This window comes from Hydrogenophaga sp. LT287, assembly GCF_055702805.1.
In genome coordinates this window covers 22,698-42,964 of record NZ_JBVPZC010000002.1, presented here as the reverse complement: position 1 = coordinate 42,964, position 20,267 = coordinate 22,698, and the positions used below count along the sequence as shown (strand labels likewise).

Here is a 20,267-nt window from a genome sequence, read left to right as displayed (position 1 = left end):
GCAAGACATCGTACCCCCGGCCGGGCGCAACCCCCAAGCGTTCCGTCAAGGCAGGGCCATTCAGCCGCCCAAGGCTGAGTCGAGCAACAGCATGAAGATGAAGCCCCCCAGCAGGGTGGACGTGGCCACGGTCTCAAACCCATTGCGGTGGGTTTCGGGAATGATCTCGTGGCTGACCACAAACAGCATGGCACCCGCCGCCAGCGCCAGGCCCACCGGGTAAAACGCCGGCACGCTACCCAGCACCCACAGACCCAGGATGGCGCCCAGTGGCTCGGCCAGCCCGGTGAGGGCGGCCACGCCCCAGGCCTGGCCCGCGCTGCGGCCCAGGGTGCGCAGGGCCATCGCCACAATCAGGCCCTCGGGCATGTTCTGCAAGCCAATGGCCAGCGCCACCGAGGCGCCCGCCTGTGCTGTGCCGCCCGTGTCAACGCCCAATGCCGCGCCGGAATAAGCCGCGCCCACCGCCAAGCCTTCGGGCACGTTGTGAATGAGGATGGCCAGCACCATGAGCCAGGCGCGTTGCGCTGCAGCCTGGTCCACCGGCCCGCCGGCGGCCCATTGGCCGGCGTGGCCCGGCGCTGCCGGTGGCAACACCGCGTGTTCGTGCGGTGTGAAGCGGTCAATGGCGAGCATGATGCCCATGCCCAACGCCAGGCCCACACCGCTGAGCGCAGCGGCACCCGTGGCGCCGCCCGCCACGCCCGCCAGCAAAGCCTGGCCAGCGGCCAGCGAAGGCAGCAGCAAGGCAAAGATGGCGGCAGCCAGCATCACCCCGGCCGAGAAAGACATGAGTGCCGCCTCTTGCAGCTTGCTCACCCGCTGCACCAGAAACACGGGCAAGGCACCCACAGCGGTCGCCATCGCCGCGATCAACGACGCCTGCACACCCGCTGCCATGGCACTGCCGTTGTGCGCCGCATCCCACCAGGCGCGGGTGGGCGCCCAGAACGTGCTGAGCGACACCACGCCCGCCATCAGCAGCAGGCCAGCGCCCAGTGCGAGCAGGCTGTGCACCACGGCGTGGGGCGGCACGGGCAATTCAAAGCGCTGCACTTGGGCCCAGACCGGGCGGACTTGTCGGATGAGGGCTGTCATGTTGGTTTGCTCCTGGCTTGGGCGGGCGACGTGTTTTCAATCGCCCTTGATCAGTAGTTTGTCAAAAACTATTGAAAAACGCCAGTCGATCGTTTTTATCGATTCCATAGGTGGTGGATCAGCCGACCGCTCAAAGGCATCGGTGTGCCCCGTGCATGTCAGCGCCCAAGGGAAGGGTTTTCACACGTTTTACAATCCGGGGTTGCCCCAGTGTTGCCGAACAGGGTTGGCTTGCGGCATCCACAGTCCTGGGCGTATGCGCGGCAGCCGCCGTGTGCATGGCCTGCATTCTGTTTTCTCACCAACTTCCCGGACCCCATGAGTGCATTTGACGAAGAGCGCGTGTTGAGCGTTCACCACTGGACCGACCGCCTGTTCAGCTTCACCACCACCCGGGGTTCGTCCCTGCGTTTCTCCAACGGCCACTTCACCATGATTGGCTTGCGCATCAACGGCAAGCCGCTTGTGCGCGCCTACAGCATTGCCAGCCCCAACTACGCGGAGCACCTGGAGTTCCTGAGCATCAAGGTGCCCGACGGCCCGCTCACCTCGCAGTTGCAGCATATTCAGGTGGGCGACACGGTGCTGGTGGGGCGCAAGCCTACCGGCACGCTGCTGATCGACTACCTGCTGCCGGCCAAGCGCCTGTATATGTTTGCCACCGGCACCGGCCTGGCACCGTTTCTGAGCGTGATCCGCGACCCCGAAACCTACGAGCGCTACGAGCAAGTGGTGCTGGTGCACGGCGTGCGCGAAGTGAAAGAACTCGCCTACCGCGAACTGCTGTCGGAAACGCTGAAGCAGGACGAGTTTCTGGGCGAGATGGTGGCGCAAAAATTCCTGTACTACCCCACCGTCACGCGCGAAGCGTTTGAGCACCAGGGCCGCATTCCCACGCTGATTGAAAACGGCACACTGGCCAAAGACCTGGGCCTGCCCCAGCTCAACCGGGCGGAAGACCGCATCATGATCTGCGGCAGCCCCGAAATGCTGCGCGACCTGAAAGGCCTGGCCGAGCAATACGGCTTCGAAGAAGGCAGCACCAGCCGCCCAGGCGAGTTCGTGATCGAGCGGGCTTTTGCGGGCAGCTGACAGCACCAAGCGGCTGGGTTTCAGCCGCTGAAGCCTGGGCTGTAGGTAACGCCGAGCCGAGGAGTCTGTTGGATGGTCCGGGGCTTTACCCGGCCAGGCCTTGCAGCCGCAGCGGCGACAACGCATCGGCGCTGACGCCATGGCGCACCAATTCTTCTGGCAAGTGCCGGCGCAGCGCCAACGCCGCACAGGCTTCCCCCATGGCAGCGCTGGTCTGTATGCCATAGCCGCCCTGCGCGGCGCACCAGAAAAAGCCCAGCGCGTGTGCGTCAAAGCCGCCCACCAGTTCGCCATCGGCCACAAATGAGCGCAAGCCTGCCCAGGTGTGCGTCGGGCGGGGCTGCAGCGTCGTCCAGCTCTCCACCGCGTGCAGGCCCAGCGCCACATCCAGTTCCTCGGGTTGCACATCCTGCGGGTGTGTCGCGTCTTCGTTGACGGGTGACGCCAGCAGTGCACCGGCATCGGGCTTCATGTAAAAGCTCTCGTCTGCCGCCAGCAGCAGCGGCCAGTCGGCGGAGCCGGCTGGCGAGGCAAAGGTGAACGCGGTGCGGCGCTTGGGCACCAGGCCGATGGGTGCCACACCCGCCATGCCTGCGACCGCGTCGCACCACGCGCCAGCCGCGTTGATCAGCACCTGGGCCGCGTACGCCGCACCCGCGACCGTGCGCACCTGCCAATGGTCGCCCGCTCGCTCGATGGACACCACCTGCGCATCCGCAACCAACTCGCCACCCGCGCGTTTGAAACCGCGCAGGTATCCCTGGTGGATAGCATGCACGTTCATGTCGAAACTGTCCGGCTCATAAATGGCGGCGCTCACTTTGTCCGGCCGAAGCGCCGGCACCATGGCCAGCGCTTCGGCAGCAGTCAGTCGGCGGCCGCGCGGGCTGACGTCTTTCAGCACCGCCCAGGCTTCGTCAAGGTGGTGCATCTCGTCCGGCCCCGCTACCGTGAGCAGGCCACGCGGCATGAGCAGCGGCGCCTCGGCAAACCCCGCCGGCGGTTGCTTGAAAAAAGCCTCGCTCGCCCGTGACAGCGCACGCACGTGCGGCGGCCCGTAGCTGGCAATGAACTGCGCCGCCGAGCGCCCGGTGCTGTGGTAGCCCGGCTGGCTCTCGCGCTCCAGCATCACGCAGCGCGCATGCGGCGCCAGGAAATAGCCGGTGGAGGCGCCAGCAATGCCGGCGCCGAGGATGAGGAAGTCGGTGTCCGTGGCGGTCATGGGCATTCCGGTGGGCAGTAGATTCTGGTTATGTGGATGGTCTTGCTTCATAAGAAAGATGTGTTTAAACTTCGTATAAACAAGGAATCCATCATGGCCGAAGCCATTCTTTCAATCAAGCACTGGGGCAACAACCTCGGGGTTCGACTGCCGCAAGCGGTGGCACGCGAGGCAAATCTGCACGCCGGCCAGCAAGTCCGCATGGTAGTGGAGAGCGGTCGCGTGGTCATCGAGCCGCTGGCGCCCGGCGAGCTGTCGCTGGAAGAGCGTCTCAAGCGCTTTGACCCGGCCCGCCATGGAGGCGAAGCCATGGCCACTGCGCCGGTCGGAGCCGAGCGTTGGTGACAAGACGCGTACCAGTACTATGGGTGCCTGAGCGCCAGGATGTGATCTGGATCGACTGCAACCCCCAGGCCGGGCAGGAAATGCGCGACATCCACCCGTTTCTGGTGCTCTCGCCCCGCGCTTTCAATCACCGCACCTCGTTGGTCATCGGCTTGCCCATGACCACCGCTGCCTACAACGCCGACAACCCCTTTGCGGTGGCGGCCGGCGTGGCCAAAGGCGCCAAGGCGGGCAAGACGAGCTACGTGCTGTGCCACCAGCCCAAGTCGTTCGACTGGCGTGCTCGACACGCTTCGCCTCATCCGTTGAAGCAACTCAACGACGCCGCTTTTGCTGAGGTGCGCAGTCTGCTCAACCAGATCATTGGGTTGGCATGATTGATTCGAACTACTTTTGTCTTCGCCGAAAGCGACCTGATCAAGCCCAACCCAAGATCGACTCGACCGCGATGTGCTCCAAGTTCCTGGACATGCCGCTGGCCGGGGTGCTGTGGGGGAAGGGCGGGGCGGCTCATGCGGTGAAGGGGGATGCGGAAGCGTTGAAGAAGACCGAATCGTTTCTCAATGGATGTCGATCTGTTTTTTTGAGGAAATTGAATGGCTCAACTTTCAGCTCATTTTGTTGTTCAGCTTGATGCTCCCTGTTTGGTTGCGTTTCCTGATGGCTGCGACTCTGCACAGGGTCATTTCATCTCTGGGGATTTTACTAATGATATTCAGTTGATTTTTTCAAAAGGATGGTATTCGACAGATGACTCTCATGAGAGGCTTACTAGTGTTGCTGCACTAAAGGTTGTTGTTACAAGGCAGGAAGATGAATCAATACCCGAGATTTCGAGTCTGCCTGGAGGAGGGAGGGATCTTTCTGTACAGCAGAACTATTTGTTGAATAGGCATCGGTGCTATCAGGATGCCGCTCGGGAAACAGTTTTTCGGGTTCTACGTTATTTTCGCTACAAGCTACAAGCTGCAATCGCCTATTGGTCACCTTTTGACTCATGGTGGGATTGATGTTGGAGTACCAGAATGGTTTGACGAAGATGGTGTCAAGTTGGCTCGCACAAATGTCTGTGTTGTCCCGGGTCACGAAGTCGCTTATGAACGACTCGGGACTAAGCCACTAACTCTTGATTTGTTACCAGACTTCTTTGGATTTCTCTCAGAACCTGCAGAGGAGTCTCTGGTTGATGCTTTTCTCGCAGATGCACAAACAGCATGGTTTGAAGGGGGGCTTCGGCGTGCTGTGTTGGAAATGGCGATTGGTGTAGAAATTGCTATTAAAAGAAAGTTTTTTGCCCAAAAGACACCTGCGGGCGCTGCCTTTGATTATTTAGAAGATCGAGCGAGAGTGTCCATAAAAGTCCTTGATCTTTTAGATCCTATTGCGCGCGAAGCCTTTGGAGCTAGTTTTCGTGAGGATCGCCCGAAAGATTTCGAGAGCATTGATCACTTATTTCGTTGTCGAAATAAAGTTGCTCATCGTGGAGTATTGCTATACAAAGATGATGGCGGAAAACTGATCGAAGTCGATGCTGCGAAGATTGGGGTTTGGTGGATATCGATTGTGGAGCTTCGGACTTGGTTAAATAATTCTTTGGAAGCTATTCAAAAATAGCTGTCCAGAAAGCAGAGGGGCGACGGTCACCCGTCGCCCCTTCTTGTTTCTGAACCCTCCAGCGTCAATCAGCTGAAAAAGCTCTTCGCCTTCTCAAACCAACCCTTGTCATTCGGGCTGTGCTTGTGGCCGCCTTTCTTGAACGATTCGTCGAGTTCCTTGAGCAGTTTGCGCTGGTGTTCGGTGAGCTTCACCGGCGTTTCCACCGCCACGTGGCAGTACAGGTCACCGGGGTAGCTGCTGCGAACGCCTTTGACGCCCTTGCCGCGCAGGCGGAAGGTTTTGCCGCTTTGCGTGCCTTCAGGCAGGTCGATGGTGGCCTTGCCTTGCAGCGTGGGCACGTCGATTTCACCGCCCAACGCAGCGGTGGTCATGCTCACCGGCACCTGGCAGTGCAGGTCGTCGCCTTCGCGCTCAAAGATGTCGTGCTTGCGCAGGCGCACTTCAATGTAAAGGTCGCCTGAAGGCCCACCGTTTTGGCCAGGCTCGCCGTTGCCGGTGCTGCGGATGCGCTGGCCGTCGTCGATACCGGCTGGGATCTTGATTTCCAGCGTTTTCTGCTTTTTGATCTTGCCCTGGCCGTGGCAAGCGGTGCAGGGCTCGGGGATGATCTTGCCGCTGCCGTGGCAGGTGGGGCAGGTTTGCTGCACGCTGAAGAAGCCCTGGCGCATTTGTACCTGGCCCTGGCCGTGGCAGGTGGAGCAGGTCTTGACGCTGGTGCCGGGTTTGGCGCCGGTGCCTTTACAGCTGTCGCAGTCGTCCCAGGAGGGAATACGGATCTGGCTTTCTTTGCCGGCCGCCGCTTCTTCCAGAGAGATTTCCATGGCGTACGACAGGTCAGCGCCGCGGTACACCTGGCGCCCGTTACGCTGGCCGCGTGCGCCGCCAAATATGTCACCGAAGATGTCGCCGAACGACTCGCCGAAACCGCCAAAGCCCTCAGCGCCACCAGGGCCGCCGCGCATGTTGGGGTCCACACCGGCGTGGCCGTATTGGTCGTAGGCCGCTTTTTTCTGCGGGTCCGACAGCATTTCGTAGGCTTCTTTGGCTTCCTTGAAGCGCTCCTCGGCGGCCTTCGCCGCGTCACCCTGGTTGCGGTCGGGGTGGTGCTTCATCGCCAGCTTGCGATACGCCTTCTTGATTTCTTCGTCTGAAGCGTTTTTCGGAACGCCCAGCACTTCGTAAAAATCTCGTTTAGCCATGGTGTCGTGCAGTTCTGTTTGAACACAAACGCCGCGGACGGGCATTTTTCAATGCCCGGGCGCGGCGGCTGATCGGTTGCGTGGCCGGTGAGGGCCAGTGCAACCGTTCGTGGGGTGGCGATCAGCCCTTTTTGACTTCCTTGACTTCGGCGTCAACGATGTCGTCGTCAGCGGCCTTGCTGGCGTTGCCCTGGCCAGCGCCTTCGGTGGCGCCACCAGCGGCCGCAGCTTGCTCGGCCTGCGAGGCGGCGTACACCTTTTCGCCCAGCTTCTGGCTGGCCGACATCAGCGTTTCCGTCTTGGCTTCAATGGCTTCTTTGTCTTCGCCTTTGAGTGCTTCCTCGACGTCTTTCACAGCTGCCTCAATGGCTTCTTTTTCCGCTGCGTCCAGCTTGTCGCCGTGCTCAGCCAGGCTCTTCTTCACGCTGTGCACCATGGCTTCGCCCTGGTTGCGAGACTGCACCAGCTCGACCTTTTTCTTGTCGTCAGTGGCGTTCAGTTCGGCGTCTTTCACCATCTGCTGGATCTCGTCTTCGCTCAGACCCGAGTTCGCCTTGATGGTGATCTTGTTTTCCTTGCCGGTGCCTTTGTCTTTGGCGCCCACGTGCAAGATGCCGTTGGCGTCGATGTCAAAGGAGACTTCGATCTGGGGCGTACCGCGGGCCGAAGCCGGGATGCCTTCCAGGTTGAACTCGCCCAGCAACTTGTTGCCCGAAGCAATTTCGCGCTCGCCCTGGAACACCTTGATGGTCACGGCCGGCTGGTTGTCTTCCGCGGTGGAGAACACCTGCGCAAACTTGGTCGGGATCGTGGTGTTTTTCTGGATCATTTTGGTCATGACGCCGCCCATGGTCTCGATACCGAGGCTCAGCGGGGTCACATCCAGCAGCAGCACGTCTTTGCGGTCACCGGAGAGCACCTGGCCCTGGATGGCGGCGCCCACGGCTACGGCCTCGTCGGGGTTCACGTCTTTGCGTGGCTCCTTGCCGAAGAACTCTTTGACCTTTTCCTGCACCTTGGGCATGCGCGACATGCCGCCGACCAGGATCACGTCGTGGATGTCGCCCACGCTGATGCCGGCGTCCTTGATGGCCATGCGGCACGGTGCAATGGTGCGCTCGATCAGCTCTTCCACCAGGGCTTCGAGCTTGGCACGCGTGAGCTTGATGTTCAGGTGCTTGGGGCCCGACGCGTCGGCGGTGATGTAGGGCAGGTTCAGGTCGGTGGCGGCCGAGCTGGACAGCTCGATCTTGGCTTTTTCAGCGGCTTCTTTCAGGCGCTGCAGGGCCAACACGTCTTTGGACAGGTCAACGCCTTGTTCTTTCTTGAACTCGCCAATGATGTAGTCGATGATGCGCTGGTCGAAGTCTTCGCCGCCCAGGAAGGTGTCACCGTTGGTGGACAGCACCTCGAACTGTTTTTCGCCGTCGACGTCAGCAATTTCGATGATCGACACGTCAAACGTGCCACCACCCAGGTCGTACACGGCGATCTTGCGGTCGCCCTTTTCCTGCTTGTCCAGGCCGAAGGCCAGGGCCGCAGCGGTGGGCTCGTTGATGATGCGCTTCACGTCCAGGCCGGCAATGCGGCCAGCGTCTTTGGTGGCTTGGCGCTGGGCGTCGTTGAAGTAGGCCGGTACCGTGATGACGGCTTCGGTCACCGGCTCGCCCAGGTAGTCCTCGGCGGTTTTCTTCATCTTGCGCAAAATGTCGGCGCTGACCTGCTGGGCCGAAATCTGTTTGCCGCGCACTTCCACCCAGGCGTCGCCGTTGTCGGCGGCCACGATGGAGTAAGGCATGAGGTTGATGTCCTTCTGGACTTCTTTCTCGGTGAACTTGCGACCAATCAGGCGCTTGATCGCGTAGAGCGTGTTGCGCGGGTTGGTCACGGCCTGGCGCTTGGCGCTGGCGCCCACGAGCACTTCACCGTCTTCCTGGTAAGCCACGATCGACGGCGTGGTGCGCGCACCTTCCGAGTTCTCGATCACCTTGGTGGTGTTGCCTTCCATGATGGACACGCACGAGTTGGTGGTGCCCAAGTCGATGCCGATGATTCTTCCCATGTTGTTTGCTCCGGATTGGTAAATGAATTGGTAAAAAGGATGTTCTGGATGTGTGGATAAACCCCCTTGCTTTCAAGGGGTTACCCGCACAAAAGACTTATTTGGGCGCGGCCACCGTGACGAGCGCTGGGCGCAGCACGCGGTCCGCGATCAGGTAGCCTTTTTGCAGCACGGTGACCACCGTGTTGGCTTCCTGCTCGGCGGGCACCATGCTGATGGCCTGGTGCTGGTGCGGGTCAAACTTGCTGCCAGCGGCGGGGGCAATTTCCAGCACCTTGTGGCGCTCCAGCGCGGTTTTGAGCTGCTTGAGGGTGGCTTCAGAGCCTTCGCGCAGCTGCTCGCGCGTGGCTTCCTGAATGGCCAGGCCGGCTTCCAGGCTGTCGGCCACGGCCAGCAGGCTGTCGGCAAAGCTTTCCACCGCAAATTTGCGCGCCTTGCTCATCTCGTCTTCGGCGCGGCGGCGGGTGTTTTCGGCTTCGGCCTTGGCGCGCAGAAACTGCTCGGCCAGATCGGCGTTTTGGGCTTTGAGGGTGCTGACTTCGTTGGACAGGGCTGCCAGCGCATCGGCTTCGGCCACGGCGGCTGCGGCCAGCGCTTCTTCCGGGCTCACAGGCGCGGCATGTTCAGGGCCGGTGCTTTCGGCGGAGTGGGGTTGTTGGCTCATGTGCGTTGATGGTTTGACGTGAATTCAAAGGCAAAGCTTGCTGGGCGGTAACTTGGGGCTTGTCGCACAAGTTCAAGTGTGAGCGCCCGCAAAGGCGGCAAATCGGCGGTCGTCGGGTGAAAATCGGGGTTTTGTCACAGAACAACGTCCATGAAACTCTTTCGCCACGGCCCGCAGGGCGCAGAAAAACCCGGTTTGTTGGATGCGAGCGGCGCCTTGCGCGATCTCTCTGGCGTGCTCACCGACATCACACCCGCCACGCTGGGCCCCGATTCTATGTCCCGTCTGGCCGCGCTCGACCCGAGCACCTTGCCGCGGGTGCCCGCTGGCGCCCGGCTGGGCGCCTGTGTGGGCGGTGTGGGCAACGTGGTGTGCATCGGTTTGAACTACGCCGACCACGCAGCCGAGGCGGGCCTGAAGCCGCCCGGCCAGCCCATTGTGTTCAACAAACACAGCGGTTCCATCAGTGGCCCCAACGACCCGGTGTGGCTTCCACCCGGGTCGGTCAAGCTGGACTGGGAGGTGGAGCTGGGCATCGTGATCGGGCAGCGGGTTTTTCATGTGAGCGAGGCCGAAGCGCTGCAACACGTGGCGGGTTATTGCCTGGTGAACGATGTGTCTGAGCGGGCCTACCAGATCGAGCTGGAAGGGCAGTGGACCAAAGGCAAGAGCTACCCCACGCACTGCCCGGTGGGTCCTTGGCTGGTGACGCCCGACGAGCTGGGCAACCCGCAAAATGTGGACCTGTGGCTGGAGGTGAACGGCGTGCGCCGCCAAACGGGCAACACCCGCACCATGATCTTCGGCGTGGCGCAGATCGTGAGCTACCTGAGCCGGTTCATGGCGCTGCAACCCGGCGACGTGATTCCCACTGGCACCCCACCCGGCGTGGGCATGGGCCAGAAGCCCCCGGTGTACCTGAAGGCGGGTGACGTGGTGCGCCTGGGCGGCCGCGGCTTGGGCGAGCAGTGCCAGACCGTGGTGGACAGTCCGGCAGGCTGAGAGGCTGAGAGCCTTTCGCGCGTGCCCGCTCACCACCCCAAAACGCACCCGCTCGGCGTTGCAAATGCGCGCCATAGCCTTGCTATGGCTGTGCTTTGCGCCTTGATCGGGCACGTTTTGAGGCGTCGCTCGGACGCGCCCGAAAAACTCTCAGCCTCTGAGCTTTTCTGGCCTGGCTCAGGCGGCCGGGCGGGCCGGCTCACGCTGGGCGGAGGCCGCGGCGTTGGCGGCCGCCCGGGCTTGTTGCTGGCTCCATTTCGGGGCGAACTGCTGCACATCGTGCAGGCGGCGGGCCAGGTCGGCCCCTTGCGATGTGAGCCGGTAGCCCTCGCCAGAGTGGTCCACCAGGCGGGCCGCGCGCAGCTCTTTCAGGCGGGTGTTGAGCGTGTTGGGCGTGACGCCGCCCACGCTGTCTTGCAGCAGGCGGAAAGTCTGGGGGTGGCCGTCGCTCAGGGCCCAGATCACCCGCAGGGCATAGCGCGATTCCAGCAGGTCGAACAGCCGAATCACAGCGGCGTTGTCTTTGGCACTCATGCGGGTTCTCCTGTGACGGCCTGGCGCAGGCTGCCCGCTAACGCTTGTGGGGCAGGCTTGCTAGCAGTTTTCTAGCTGGAGACCATGGTGCCCGTGCGCAAGGGTTCGAACGATCCGGATTTACCCCCATTGCCGTTGTGGGGACATGCGTTCAGCGGTGGTAGACCTTGTGGAGCAGCGCGTTGAGGGTTTGCAACTCGTCGGCCGTGAGGGCCTTGGAGACATCTTGCTCCAGCTGGGTGGCGGTGCTCTGCGCTTCGCGTTGCAGGCGTTTGCCGGCGGCCGAGACGTGCAGGCCCTGGGCCCGGCGGTCGGTGGGGTGGGGGCGGCGTTCCACCAGCCCGCGCTTTTCCAGGCTCTTGATCATGCCCACCAGGTTGGGCGGCAAGATGTCGAGGGCGGTGCAGATCTGGCGCGAGGTGATGCCGGGGTTGTGTGCGATGAGGGTGAGCACCGAAAAGTCCACCGGGCGCAGGCCAAACGGCTCCATGCGCTGCAAAAACACCGAAATCACGGCCAGCGCCGCACGGCGCGCGTTGTAGCCCAGCAAGGTTTCCAGGTACGAGGTGTCCAGCTCGCCGGACCCGGCTACCGGGGCGGGCTCTGCGGCGGCTTCGCCTTGCGCCCGGGCGGTGCGCGGTCGGCGCAGGTTGTTGGCAACGGAGGTCTCAGACATCGTTAGAGCATAGCGCGAGCGCGCAGACTCCCCGGCGCCCAAACCAACGCGTTGCGCTGGCCTGGCCGCGTCATGCTGCGTTCAGGCTGGCGCCCATGATGGCCATGCGGGTGTCAAATTCGGGCCAGACCCAGCGCCAGAAACCGGTGTGGGCGGTGCGCCAGCGCAGGCTGTCGGCCTGCGGTGCAACGGCCACACGGCTCCAGGCCCAGGCCATCAGCAGCATGGCCAGGGCGCGCAGGTAGTCGTCCGCCAACCAAAAAGGCAGCTCGGGCGATGCGCCTGGCGCGCGGGTGCCGGGGATCAATTGCTCGGTGGTGAATTGCGTGAAGCGGGCCATGGCCTGGCGGGTGCGCTCGGCGTCGGGGCTGTTGCCCAGCTCGGCGGCCATTTCGCTCAGCAGTGCGCTCAGCGCAGCAGCGCCATCGGGCAGCACCTTGCGCACCAGCAGGTCAATGGCCTGAATTTCGTTGGTTCCCTCGTAGATCATGGCCACGCGGGCGTCGCGCACGATCTGCTCAATGCCCCATTCGCGCACATAGCCGTGGCCGCCAAACACCTGCAGGCAAGCGCTGGCGCCGCTGAAGGCCTGGTCTGTCCAGGCCGACTTGAGCACCGGCGTAACCAGGCTGCACCAGCGCTGAGCGGCTTCGCGGCGGGCCGCATCGGGGTGCTGTTTGAGGGTGTCGAGTTCGAGCGCGGTGCGGTAAGCCACCACGCGGCCGGCGTCCACCCAGGCGCGTTGGGTGTCGAGCACGCGGCGCATGGCCGGGTGCTGGTGGATGGTGTCTGCCTCACCGGCTTTGCTGGCGCTGCCCGGGGCGCGCATTTGGCGACGGTCCTGGGCGTAGGCATGGGCCTTTTGCCAGGCAGCGTCGAGCAGGCCAATGCCTTGCAGACCCACGTGCAGGCGGGCAGCGTTCATCATGACGAACATGGCGTTGAGCCCCTTGCCGGGCTCGCCCACGATACAGGCGGCGGCTTCGTCGAAACGCATCACGCAAGTGGGGCTGCCGTGCAGTCCCATTTTTTCTTCTATGCGCTCGCAGACCACGGCGCTGCGCGTGCCGTCTTCGTAAAACTTGGGCACGAGAAACAGCGACAGGCCTTTGGGGCCGGGCGGGCTCTCAGGCAGGCGCGCCAGCACCAGGTGAACGATGTTGTCGGTCAGGTCGTGTTCACCACCTGAGATGAAGATTTTGGTGCCGCTCAGCGCGTAACGACCGTCCGGCTGCGGCACGGCCTTGGTGCGCACCAGCCCGAGGTCTGAGCCCGCGTGCGGTTCGGTCAGGCACATGGTGGCCAGCCATTCGCCGGTAGCCACTTTTTCCAGGTAGCGGGCCTTGAGCTCGGCCGAGGCGTGGTGCTTGATGCATTCGTAGGCGCCGTGCAGCAGGCCCGGCGCCATGGTCCAGCCGTGGTTGGCGGCGCTGAGATTTTCGTACAGTATGGCCTCCAGCACCGTTGGCAGGCCCTGGCCACCGTCTTCGGTGGCGCAAGCCAGCGAAGGCCAGCCGGCTTGCCAGAAGGCCTGGTAGGCGTCCCGGAACCCGTGCGGCATGGTGACCGCGCCGTCCTTCCACTGGGCGCCGGTTTCGTCGCCCTCGCGGTTCAGCGGAGCCACCACTTCGCCAACAAACTTGGCAGCCTCGTCCGTCACCTGCGTCAGCAGGTCGTCATCGAAGTCGCTGTAGGCGGGCAGCGCCGCCAATTGCTGTGCGGCCTGCAGCACCTGGTTGAGGATGAAGCGTTGCTCGGCGGGTTGGGGCTGGTAGGCGTTCATGGGTGTGATCGAAACAATGCGTTTTTACGGGTGGTGTCAGCGGTGCCGGGTTGCCTGCGCGGCTTTGTCTGGCGAACCTTCAAGGCCCGCCAGCAGCGCCTGGCTGTTGCCGGGAATCACCATCTGGAACTTGTTGTCCACCGTGGTGTAGTCAAAGTAGCCCATGCGGGCAATGGGCTGCATCTTCAGCACGTCGACCAAGCCGTCGCCGTCGATGTAGTCATCGTCAATGTGGATGCCCACCACACGGCCAAACACCACGTCCACCGTGCCCATGGGCGGGCGGCCTGGGAAGCGCACCGTGTTGAGGTATTCGCACTCGAACTGGATCGGTGAGCCTTTGACGCGCATGGGTTTCACCAGCCGGCTTTCCAGCTTCTCCAGCCCGGCGCGCTCAAACTCGTCCACGCCGTGCGGCAGTTGTTCGGCGCTGATGTTGACCGCCTCGCGCAGCGGGAAGGTGGCCATGTTCCATACAAACTGGCCCATCTGCTCGGCGTTGCGCACCGAGTCCTTGCGTTCGCCCTGCGTGGTCTGGTTGGCGCTGAACATGACGATCGGCGGGTCAAACGTCACGTTTTGAAACTGGCTGTAGGGCGCCAGGTTGTGCCGCCCCCGCGCGTCCACCGTGGATATCCAGCCGATGGGGCGCGGCACCACGCACGACTTGAACGGGTCGTGCGGCAGACCGTGGGGCGTTTTGCCGGGTTCGTAGTACATGGGGTCTCTCTGTGTGGCGGGGTTGCAGACTCAGGCGGGTTGGCGGGCGCTGCCCAGGTAGGTTTCGATCACGCGGGGGTCGTTGGCCAGTTCGCTGGCCGGGCCTTGGGCGCTGAGTTCGCCCATTTCCAGCACGTAGCCGTGGTCGGCCACCTGCAGCGCGGCGCGGGCGTTTTGCTCCACCAGCACAATGGTCACGCCGGTTTCGCGCAGGCGCTCGATGATGGAAAAGATCTCGCGCACGATCAGTGGCGCCAGGCCCAGGCTGGGCTCGTCGAGCATCAGCAGTTCGGGCCCTGACATGAGCGCGCGGCCCACCGCCAGCATCTGGCGTTCGCCGCCCGAGAGCGTGCCGGCGAGCTGGGTGCGGCGCTCTTGCAGGCGCGGGAAGATGCTGTAGACATCGTCGAGCTTGCTGCGCCACTGCGCGTTGCCCAGGCGCATCTGGCGAAAGCCGCCCAGCAGCAGGTTGTCTTCCACCGGCATGGCGCTGAACAGCTCGCGCTTTTCGGGCACCAGCGCCATGCCGTTCATCACGCGCTCTTCGAGCGTGAGGGTGCTGATGTCCTGACCGCGAAACTCGATGCGGCCCTGGCCCGGCAGGATGCCCATGACGGTGTTGAGCAGCGTGGACTTGCCCGCGCCGTTGGGCCCGATGACGGTGATGACGCTACCTTTGTCGGCGTGCAGGTCGATGCCGTGCAGCACCTCGGCACGGCCGTAGCCGGCGCGCAGGCCTTTGAGCTGAAGAAGGGGTGTGCTCATGTTGGGGCTCTTTCAGTGGTCGGTGCCTAGGTACGCGGCGCGAACCTTGGGGTCTTGCTGAATTTGGGCTGGTGGCCCTTGCGTGAGCAGGGTGCCAAACTCCATCACCACCAGGTGGTCGCAAATCTGCATCACCAGGTCCATGTCGTGCTCCACCAGCAAGATGCTCATGCCCTCAAGCTTGAGCTGGCGCAGCACGCCGGCCAATGCCTGCTTTTCCTGGTGGCGCAGGCCGGCGGCGGGTTCGTCCAGCAGCAGCAGGGCGGGGTCGGCGCACAGCGCGCGGGCAATCTCCATCAGCCGCTGCGGCCCCATGGCCAGGTTGCCCGCCTGCTCGTGCAGGTAAGCGCCCATGCCAATGCGTTCCAGCTGGCGCTGCGCTTCGCGAAACAGCTGCTGTTCTTCGGTGCGGTTGGCGCGCAACATGGCGGACAGCACACCCTTGCGGCCCCGGGTGTGGGTGCCTAAGGCCACGTTTTCCAGCACCGTCATGTCGGGGATCATCTTCACGTGCTGAAAGGTGCGGGCCATGCCTTGGCAGGCGATGCTGCGCGAGTTCAGGCCGCTGATGGACTTGCCGCGGTACACCACCTCGCCGCTGGTGGCGGGCAGCACGCCCGTGATCAGGTTGAACGTGGTCGACTTGCCCGCTCCGTTGGGCCCAATCAGGCCCACGATCTGGCCGGCGTGAATCTGGAAACTGATGTCGTTCACCGCCACCAGGCCACCAAACTGCATGCGGGCCTTGCGCACATCGAGCACCAACGCGCCGGCCTCGGGCTTGTCCCGCTCGGGCAGGGCGGCCGCCTGTTGCCAGTCGACTGTGCGCGCGCGCTTGGGCAGGTGGCGCCCCACCAAAGACCACAAGCCGTCGGGCAAGTACTTCAGCACCATCACCAGCGCAATGCCGAACACGATCACTTCGTAGCTGCCGCTGGTGCCCATCAGTTTGGGCAGCAGCACCTGCAGCTGGTCTTCCAGCACGCGGATGAGGCCAGCGCCCACGATGGCGCCCCACACATGGCCCACGCCACCCACCACTGCCATGAACAGGTATTCAATGCCCATCTTCAAGCCGAAGGCCGACGGGTTGACGGTGCGCTGAAAGTGCGCCAGCAGCCAGCCCGCTACCGAAGCCAGCAGCGCGGCCAGCACAAAGATCGTGACCTTGTAGCGGAAGGTGCTGATGCCCATGGCCTCGGCCATTTGTGAGCCGCCTTTGAGCGCCCGGATGGCGCGGCCCGCGCGCGAGTCCAGCAGGTGCAGCAGGCCCGCAGCGAAGGCCAGCAGCAGCACCCAGGTGAGCACGAAGAAGGCGCGGCCCTGGCCGATGTCGAATTCGCCGATGCTCAGGCTCTTGATGCCCAGCAGGCCGTCGTATTTGCCCAGTGCGTCCAGGTTGCCCATGAGGTAATACAGCGACAAGCCCCAGGCTATGGTGGCCAGCGGCAGGTAGTGGCCCGACATGCGCAGTGTGATCAGCCCCACCAGCAGCGCACTGCCGGCGGTGAGGCCCATGCCCACGAACAGCGTGAGCCAGGGCGACAGGCCGGTGTTGAGCGTGAGCCAGGCGGTGGTGTAGGCGCCAATGCCCACAAATGCGGCCTGGCCAAACGAGGTGAGCCCGCCCACACCCGTGAGCAGCACCAGACCCAGCACGGTGATGCTGTACATGCCGATGTAGTTGAGCTGGGTGATCCAGAAGTCGGGCAGGGGCAATACGACGATCAGCGGAATGGCGGCGCCCAGGACCAGCAGGCCCATGTTTTGCAGGTTCTTCATGTCAGTGGTCCTCATCGGAATGCTTGCTTCTCAAGGACCGGAAGAGCAGGACCGGAAGAATCAGGGTGAACACAATCACTTCTTTGAAGGCGCTGGCCCAGAACGAGCCGAATGCCTCAATCACGCCCACAAACAGCGCCGCAATCAGCGCTCCGGGGTAGCTGGCCAGGCCGGCGGCCACGGCGGCCACGAAACCTTTCAAGCCGATCAGAAAGCCCGAGTCGTAAAACACGGTGGTGGTCGGGCCGATGAGCAGGCCCGACAGCGCGCCAATGAACGCCGCCATGGTGAAGGTGAGCTGACCCGAGGCCTGCGACGAAATGCCCATCAGGCGTGCGCCGGTGCGGTTGACCGCGGTGGCGCGCAGCGCCTTGCCGCGCAGCGAGCGCTCAAAGTACAGCCACAGCAGCACGATCAGCGCGATGGTGGCCAGCGCGGTGATGATGGCCTGGCCCGAAAGCATGACCGGGCCGATGTTCAGGCGCAGGTCCCAGAACGCGGGGTTGCGGAAACCTTCGGCGCCAAAGAACACGAGGCCCAGGCCGGTCATGGCGAAATGCACGCCCACCGACACGATCAGCAGCACCAGTGGCGTGGCGCTTTCGAGCGACTGGTAGGCCACGCGGTACACCAGCGGGCCATACACCGTGACCACCGCCACGCTGAGCGCGGCCTGCACGGCCAGCGGAAACTGCTGCGGCGCCGCCCAGATGGCGATGCCCGCCACCACCAGCGGCACGATCAGCATGCGGCCAGCGGCCTTGAACGCCACCAGCGCGTTGCGGTGGTGCTGCCAGCGGCCTGAAAGCTCCATGAGCGCGGCCACACCGGCCAGCAGCAACAGCAGCCACACGGTGCCGGGCACCTGCCCGGTTTGAAAAATGGCCAGGGTGAGCGCGCCATAGGCCACGAATTCACCCTGGGGAATGAAGATGACCCGCGTGACGGTGAACACCAGCACGGTGGCTAGCCCGAGCAGGGCATACACGGCGCCATTGGTCAGGCCGTCCAGCAACAAAATGCTGGCGATCGAGAAGTCCATAGAAGCCTAACGAGAAAAGAAATGGCTGAAAAAACTTAGGCGGCGATGCGCAAGACTGTCCGAAGAAAACCCCCCTCGCCACGCGCGAAGTGCCTCCCTCCAGAGGCATCCAGGGTCCGGCTCCGCCGGCCCGAGATGCCGTCCCCCCTCCCAGCGCCGAAGGCGCGCCTGAGAGGGGGGAAGCCGCGTCAGCGGCGCAGGGGGGTGATCCGAATCACTCCACCTTGAACTTGCCGTCCACCACCTTGAGCATCACGCCGGTTTCCAGCGTGTAACCCCAGTGGTCGGCCGCCGTCCAGTTCATCACGCCATGCGAGAAGATGGTGCGGCCCATGGTTTCCATGGCGTCGCGGATGGCGGCACGGAACTCGGGCGTGCCGGGCTTGGCTTTCTTCAGCGCCACCGGAATGACTTTTTCCAGCGTGATCTGGGCGTCGTAGGCATGGCCGGCAAACTGGTTGCGCATGCCGGCACCCACCGCAGCTTCGTACTTCTGCACGAAGTCAATGGCCACCTTTTTGGATGGGTGGCTGTCGGGCAGCTGCTCGGCAATCACAGCCGGGCCGGACACCACAAAAGCGCCTTCAACGGCTTTGCCGCCCACGCGCATCAGGTCTTGGGTGGCCGCGGCGTGCGTCTGGTAAATCTTGCCTTTGAAGCCCCGGTCCACCATGGCCATGTGGGGCATGGCGGCACCGCTGCCAGAGGCCACGATCAGCACCGCGTCGGGGTTGGTGGCGTTGATCTTGAGCGCCTGCGGGGTCACGCTGGTGTCGTTGCGGGCAAAGCGCTCGGTGGCCACGATTTTGATGCCGGCCTTGTCCAGCAGCGGGCCGATTTCTTTCAGCCACTGCTCGCCGTAGGCGTCGGTGTAGCCCAGGAAGCCGATGGTTTTGACGCCCTGTTTCTTCATGTGCTCGACCACGGCGTGGCCCATCACCGTGTTGGACTGCGGCAGGCGGAACACCCACTTGTCTTTGCCCGGTGGCAGGCCCACGGGGGAGCCGGCCAGTTGCACCGTGCCGGCTTCAGAGGCGATGTCGCTCATGGCGGCCGCCACCGAGGTGATGCACGAGCCAATGATCATGTCCACCTTGTCTTCGGTCACAAGGCGGCGGGCGTTGGCGGCACCTTTGCCGGGGTCGGTGGCGTCGTCCAGGATGATCAGGTTGACCTTTTCACCGGCGATGGTCTTGGGAAACAGCTTGAACTGGTTCTGCATGGGAATGCCCAGGCCGGAGCCGGGGCCGGTGAGCGCGAGGCTGACGCCGATGTTGATGTCGGCGTGTGCGGCGGTGCTGGCCAAGGTGGCGATGGCAACGGCAACCAGGGTTTTGATGGCTTTCATGGACTGTCTCCTGTTCAGGGGTGAGGGATACGGACTGGGGATCGGTTGGGGGAACTGGCAGGCGTCTTGTGCGCCCTTCATGGGTGACTTCGGGGAAGCGCTCAGGCAGTGCACAGCGCCTTGATGTCGGCGGGCACCGGAATGGCTTTGATGCGGTCAGGATCGTCGGGGTGCTTGATGCAGAAGGCCCGCGTTTCCAGACCTTCGCACAGCACCACGTCGCCTCGCATCACCACGTGTTTCTGGATCACGACCTTGTCGCGCCATTCCTGGATGCTGGTGTGGATCTGCAGCCGCTCGCCATAGGTGGCTGGGCGCATGAACTTGGTGTTGATCTCCAGCAGCGGCGTGCCGATGATGCCGGTCGTTTTCACCAGCTCGCGCCAGGGCGGAACGCCGCACTTCACGAAAAAGTTCAGCGACGAGGCGTCCATCCACTTGCTGAAATTGGGAAAGAACACGATGCCGGCGGGGTCGCAGTCGCCGAACATCACATCCACTTCGTACACAACGGTTTTGGTCATGTGATGCTTTCAGCGTGGGCTCATGCGCAGGGCGCCATCGAGCCGGATGGTTTCGCCGTTCAGGTGGCCGTTGGTGACGATGTGCGCGGCCAGTTGCGCGAACTCTTCGGGCTTGCCCAGGCGCTGCGGGAACGGGATGCTTGCGGCCAGCGATTGCTGCACCGGCTCGGGCAGGGTCTGCATGAGCGGCGTGAGAAACAGGCCGGGCGCGATGGTGCAGACGCGAATGCCGTGTTGGGCTAGGTCGCGCGCCATGGGCAGCGTCATGCCGGCCACGCCGGCTTTGGACGCGCTGTAAGCCTGCTGGCCCACCTGGCCATCAAATGCGGCCACCGAAGCGGTGAACACCATCACGCCGCGTTCGCCGTCTTCCATCGGTTCGAGCTTGGCGCAGGCGGCGGCAAACAGGCGCGCCGCGTTGTAGGTGCCGATCAGGTTGACGTTGATCACACGCGCAAAGTCTTCCAGCGGCGCGGCGTTGCCGTCTTTGCCAACCACGCGCTTGGCGCTGCCGATGCCGGCGATCTGCATCAGGATGCGCGCCGGGCCGTGGGCGGCCGCGGCCTGCTCGATGGCGGCCTGCATGCTCTCGGGGTTGGCCACGTCGCAGGCCACGGCAACGCCGCCGATCTCGGCCGCCACGCGCTGGGCGTTGTCCAGGTTCAGGTCGAGCACCGCGACCTTGGCGCCCAGGCGGGCGAGTTCGCGGGCGGTGGCTTCACCTAGGCCGGAGCCTCCACCGGTGACGAGGGCAGCGTGTCCTTGGATGTTCATGGTGGATTCCTTGTGTGT

The 20,267-nt window shown here is 63.5% G+C and carries 20 protein-coding genes and 1 pseudogene; 6 read left to right on the top strand and 15 right to left on the bottom strand.

The genetic code is table 11. From position 1 onward, the window contains the following. Positions 1-60: 60 nt before the first annotated feature. Positions 61-1,098: a ZIP family metal transporter gene (locus AC0GNR_RS02055; protein ID WP_472899349.1), complete on the bottom strand. Its 1,038-nt coding sequence runs from the start codon at positions 1,096-1,098 to the stop codon at positions 61-63. A gap of 318 nt (positions 1,099-1,416) precedes the next feature. Between AC0GNR_RS02055 and AC0GNR_RS02050 the strand changes: the two genes are divergently transcribed. Continuing rightward, complete coding sequence (locus AC0GNR_RS02050) at positions 1,417-2,190, top strand: ferredoxin--NADP reductase (protein ID WP_472899348.1); 774 nt, start codon at positions 1,417-1,419, stop codon at positions 2,188-2,190. A gap of 85 nt (positions 2,191-2,275) precedes the next feature. Here the strand turns inward: AC0GNR_RS02050 and AC0GNR_RS02045 are convergent, their stop codons facing one another. Next, positions 2,276-3,412, bottom strand: coding sequence for an NAD(P)/FAD-dependent oxidoreductase (locus AC0GNR_RS02045; protein ID WP_472899347.1), 1,137 nt, complete (start codon positions 3,410-3,412; stop codon positions 2,276-2,278). 93 nt (positions 3,413-3,505) lie between these two features. On the opposite strand from AC0GNR_RS02045, the gene AC0GNR_RS02040 reads away from it, so the two are divergent. The 4 genes from AC0GNR_RS02040 to AC0GNR_RS02025 all read left to right on the top strand — a co-directional run bounded on the left by AC0GNR_RS02040 (position 3,506) and on the right by AC0GNR_RS02025 (position 5,371). After that, the gene (locus tag AC0GNR_RS02040; RefSeq protein WP_472899346.1) at positions 3,506-3,757 is read left to right on the top strand and encodes an AbrB/MazE/SpoVT family DNA-binding domain-containing protein; all 252 of its coding nucleotides are present in this window, start codon (positions 3,506-3,508) and stop codon (positions 3,755-3,757) included. Positions 3,758-3,780: 23 nt separating this feature from the next. After that, a complete protein-coding gene (locus tag AC0GNR_RS02035; RefSeq protein ID WP_472899345.1) occupies positions 3,781-4,134 on the top strand; it encodes a type II toxin-antitoxin system PemK/MazF family toxin in 354 nt (117 codons plus the stop codon). Then, positions 4,131-4,391 carry a hypothetical protein gene (locus AC0GNR_RS02030; RefSeq protein WP_472899344.1) on the top strand — a complete coding sequence of 87 codons (261 nt, stop codon included), beginning with the start codon at positions 4,131-4,133 and terminating at the stop codon, positions 4,389-4,391. Before AC0GNR_RS02035 ends, AC0GNR_RS02030 begins: the two co-directional genes overlap by 4 nt. Positions 4,392-4,666: 275 nt before the next feature. After that, a complete protein-coding gene (locus tag AC0GNR_RS02025) occupies positions 4,667-5,371 on the top strand; it encodes a hypothetical protein (protein ID WP_472899343.1) in 705 nt (234 codons plus the stop codon). A 68-nt stretch (positions 5,372-5,439) separates the two neighbouring features. Here AC0GNR_RS02025 and dnaJ read toward each other — a convergent pair whose 3' ends face one another. The 3 genes from dnaJ to grpE form a co-directional block, all read right to left on the bottom strand. After that, positions 5,440-6,573 (bottom strand): molecular chaperone DnaJ, encoded by a 1,134-nt coding sequence (gene dnaJ, locus AC0GNR_RS02020; protein WP_472899342.1) that lies wholly within the window; start codon positions 6,571-6,573, stop codon positions 5,440-5,442. Between the two features lie 121 nt (positions 6,574-6,694). Continuing rightward, positions 6,695-8,635, bottom strand: coding sequence for a molecular chaperone DnaK (gene dnaK, locus AC0GNR_RS02015; RefSeq protein WP_472899341.1), 1,941 nt, complete (start codon positions 8,633-8,635; stop codon positions 6,695-6,697). A gap of 97 nt (positions 8,636-8,732) precedes the next feature. Beyond that, positions 8,733-9,299 carry a nucleotide exchange factor GrpE gene (gene grpE, locus AC0GNR_RS02010; RefSeq protein WP_472899340.1) on the bottom strand — a complete coding sequence of 189 codons (567 nt, stop codon included), beginning with the start codon at positions 9,297-9,299 and terminating at the stop codon, positions 8,733-8,735. A 150-nt stretch (positions 9,300-9,449) separates the two neighbouring features. Between grpE and AC0GNR_RS02005 the strand changes: the two genes are divergently transcribed. Further along, positions 9,450-10,301 carry a fumarylacetoacetate hydrolase family protein gene (locus tag AC0GNR_RS02005; protein WP_472899339.1) on the top strand — a complete coding sequence of 284 codons (852 nt, stop codon included), beginning with the start codon at positions 9,450-9,452 and terminating at the stop codon, positions 10,299-10,301. A gap of 177 nt (positions 10,302-10,478) precedes the next feature. Here the strand turns inward: AC0GNR_RS02005 and AC0GNR_RS02000 are convergent, their stop codons facing one another. The 10 genes and pseudogenes from AC0GNR_RS02000 to AC0GNR_RS01955 form a co-directional block, all read right to left on the bottom strand. Continuing rightward, complete coding sequence (locus AC0GNR_RS02000; protein WP_472899338.1) at positions 10,479-10,835, bottom strand: winged helix-turn-helix transcriptional regulator; 357 nt, start codon at positions 10,833-10,835, stop codon at positions 10,479-10,481. A gap of 151 nt (positions 10,836-10,986) precedes the next feature. Further along, positions 10,987-11,511: a MarR family winged helix-turn-helix transcriptional regulator gene (locus AC0GNR_RS01995; protein WP_472899337.1), complete on the bottom strand. Its 525-nt coding sequence runs from the start codon at positions 11,509-11,511 to the stop codon at positions 10,987-10,989. Between the two features lie 70 nt (positions 11,512-11,581). Continuing rightward, positions 11,582-13,294 (bottom strand): acyl-CoA dehydrogenase family protein, encoded by a 1,713-nt coding sequence (locus AC0GNR_RS01990; protein ID WP_472899336.1) that lies wholly within the window; start codon positions 13,292-13,294, stop codon positions 11,582-11,584. A 36-nt stretch (positions 13,295-13,330) separates the two neighbouring features. Beyond that, the gene (locus AC0GNR_RS01985) at positions 13,331-14,014 is read right to left on the bottom strand and encodes a flavin reductase family protein (RefSeq protein WP_472899335.1); all 684 of its coding nucleotides are present in this window, start codon (positions 14,012-14,014) and stop codon (positions 13,331-13,333) included. 264 nt (positions 14,015-14,278) lie between these two features. Then, a pseudogene (locus tag AC0GNR_RS01980) lies at positions 14,279-14,779 on the bottom strand (ABC transporter ATP-binding protein); the annotation flags it as partial. Between the two features lie 12 nt (positions 14,780-14,791). Next, complete coding sequence (locus AC0GNR_RS01975; protein WP_472899334.1) at positions 14,792-16,561, bottom strand: branched-chain amino acid ABC transporter ATP-binding protein/permease; 1,770 nt, start codon at positions 16,559-16,561, stop codon at positions 14,792-14,794. A gap of 1 nt (position 16,562) precedes the next feature. Continuing rightward, entirely contained in the window at positions 16,563-17,603 is a 1,041-nt protein-coding gene (locus AC0GNR_RS01970) for a branched-chain amino acid ABC transporter permease (RefSeq protein ID WP_472899333.1), read from the bottom strand. A gap of 214 nt (positions 17,604-17,817) precedes the next feature. Continuing rightward, complete coding sequence (locus tag AC0GNR_RS01965; protein WP_472899332.1) at positions 17,818-18,951, bottom strand: ABC transporter substrate-binding protein; 1,134 nt, start codon at positions 18,949-18,951, stop codon at positions 17,818-17,820. Positions 18,952-19,052: 101 nt separating this feature from the next. After that, entirely contained in the window at positions 19,053-19,475 is a 423-nt protein-coding gene (locus tag AC0GNR_RS01960; protein ID WP_305336555.1) for an acyl-CoA thioesterase, read from the bottom strand. A gap of 9 nt (positions 19,476-19,484) precedes the next feature. Then, positions 19,485-20,249, bottom strand: a complete 765-nt coding sequence (locus tag AC0GNR_RS01955) for an SDR family NAD(P)-dependent oxidoreductase (RefSeq protein WP_472899331.1) — start codon at positions 20,247-20,249, stop codon at positions 19,485-19,487. Positions 20,250-20,267 lie beyond the last annotated feature (18 nt).

Excerpts from the sequence above, each read along its gene's own strand:
- AC0GNR_RS01975 (WP_472899334.1), bottom strand. The coding sequence starts at position 16,561 with ATGAAGAACCTGCAAAACATGGGCCTGCTGGTCCTGGGCGCCGCCATT.
- AC0GNR_RS02000 (WP_472899338.1), bottom strand. The coding sequence starts at position 10,835 with ATGAGTGCCAAAGACAACGCCGCTGTGATTCGGCTGTTCGACCTGCTG.
- AC0GNR_RS02055 (WP_472899349.1), bottom strand. The coding sequence starts at position 1,098 with ATGACAGCCCTCATCCGACAAGTCCGCCCGGTCTGGGCCCAAGTGCAG.
- grpE (WP_472899340.1), bottom strand. The coding sequence starts at position 9,299 with ATGAGCCAACAACCCCACTCCGCCGAAAGCACCGGCCCTGAACATGCC.
- AC0GNR_RS02005 (WP_472899339.1), top strand. The coding sequence starts at position 9,450 with ATGAAACTCTTTCGCCACGGCCCGCAGGGCGCAGAAAAACCCGGTTTG.
- AC0GNR_RS01970 (WP_472899333.1), bottom strand. The coding sequence starts at position 17,603 with ATGGACTTCTCGATCGCCAGCATTTTGTTGCTGGACGGCCTGACCAAT.
- AC0GNR_RS01960 (WP_305336555.1), bottom strand. The coding sequence starts at position 19,475 with ATGACCAAAACCGTTGTGTACGAAGTGGATGTGATGTTCGGCGACTGC.
- AC0GNR_RS02045 (WP_472899347.1), bottom strand. The coding sequence starts at position 3,412 with ATGACCGCCACGGACACCGACTTCCTCATCCTCGGCGCCGGCATTGCT.
- AC0GNR_RS02025 (WP_472899343.1), top strand. The coding sequence starts at position 4,667 with ATGCCGCTCGGGAAACAGTTTTTCGGGTTCTACGTTATTTTCGCTACA.
- AC0GNR_RS01985 (WP_472899335.1), bottom strand. The coding sequence starts at position 14,014 with ATGTACTACGAACCCGGCAAAACGCCCCACGGTCTGCCGCACGACCCG.
- AC0GNR_RS01995 (WP_472899337.1), bottom strand. The coding sequence starts at position 11,511 with ATGTCTGAGACCTCCGTTGCCAACAACCTGCGCCGACCGCGCACCGCC.
- AC0GNR_RS02030 (WP_472899344.1), top strand. The coding sequence starts at position 4,131 with ATGATTGATTCGAACTACTTTTGTCTTCGCCGAAAGCGACCTGATCAA.
- AC0GNR_RS01990 (WP_472899336.1), bottom strand. The coding sequence starts at position 13,294 with ATGAACGCCTACCAGCCCCAACCCGCCGAGCAACGCTTCATCCTCAAC.
- AC0GNR_RS01955 (WP_472899331.1), bottom strand. The coding sequence starts at position 20,249 with ATGAACATCCAAGGACACGCTGCCCTCGTCACCGGTGGAGGCTCCGGC.
- AC0GNR_RS01965 (WP_472899332.1), bottom strand. The coding sequence starts at position 18,951 with ATGAAAGCCATCAAAACCCTGGTTGCCGTTGCCATCGCCACCTTGGCC.
- AC0GNR_RS02050 (WP_472899348.1), top strand. The coding sequence starts at position 1,417 with ATGAGTGCATTTGACGAAGAGCGCGTGTTGAGCGTTCACCACTGGACC.
- dnaJ (WP_472899342.1), bottom strand. The coding sequence starts at position 6,573 with ATGGCTAAACGAGATTTTTACGAAGTGCTGGGCGTTCCGAAAAACGCT.
- AC0GNR_RS02040 (WP_472899346.1), top strand. The coding sequence starts at position 3,506 with ATGGCCGAAGCCATTCTTTCAATCAAGCACTGGGGCAACAACCTCGGG.
- dnaK (WP_472899341.1), bottom strand. The coding sequence starts at position 8,635 with ATGGGAAGAATCATCGGCATCGACTTGGGCACCACCAACTCGTGCGTG.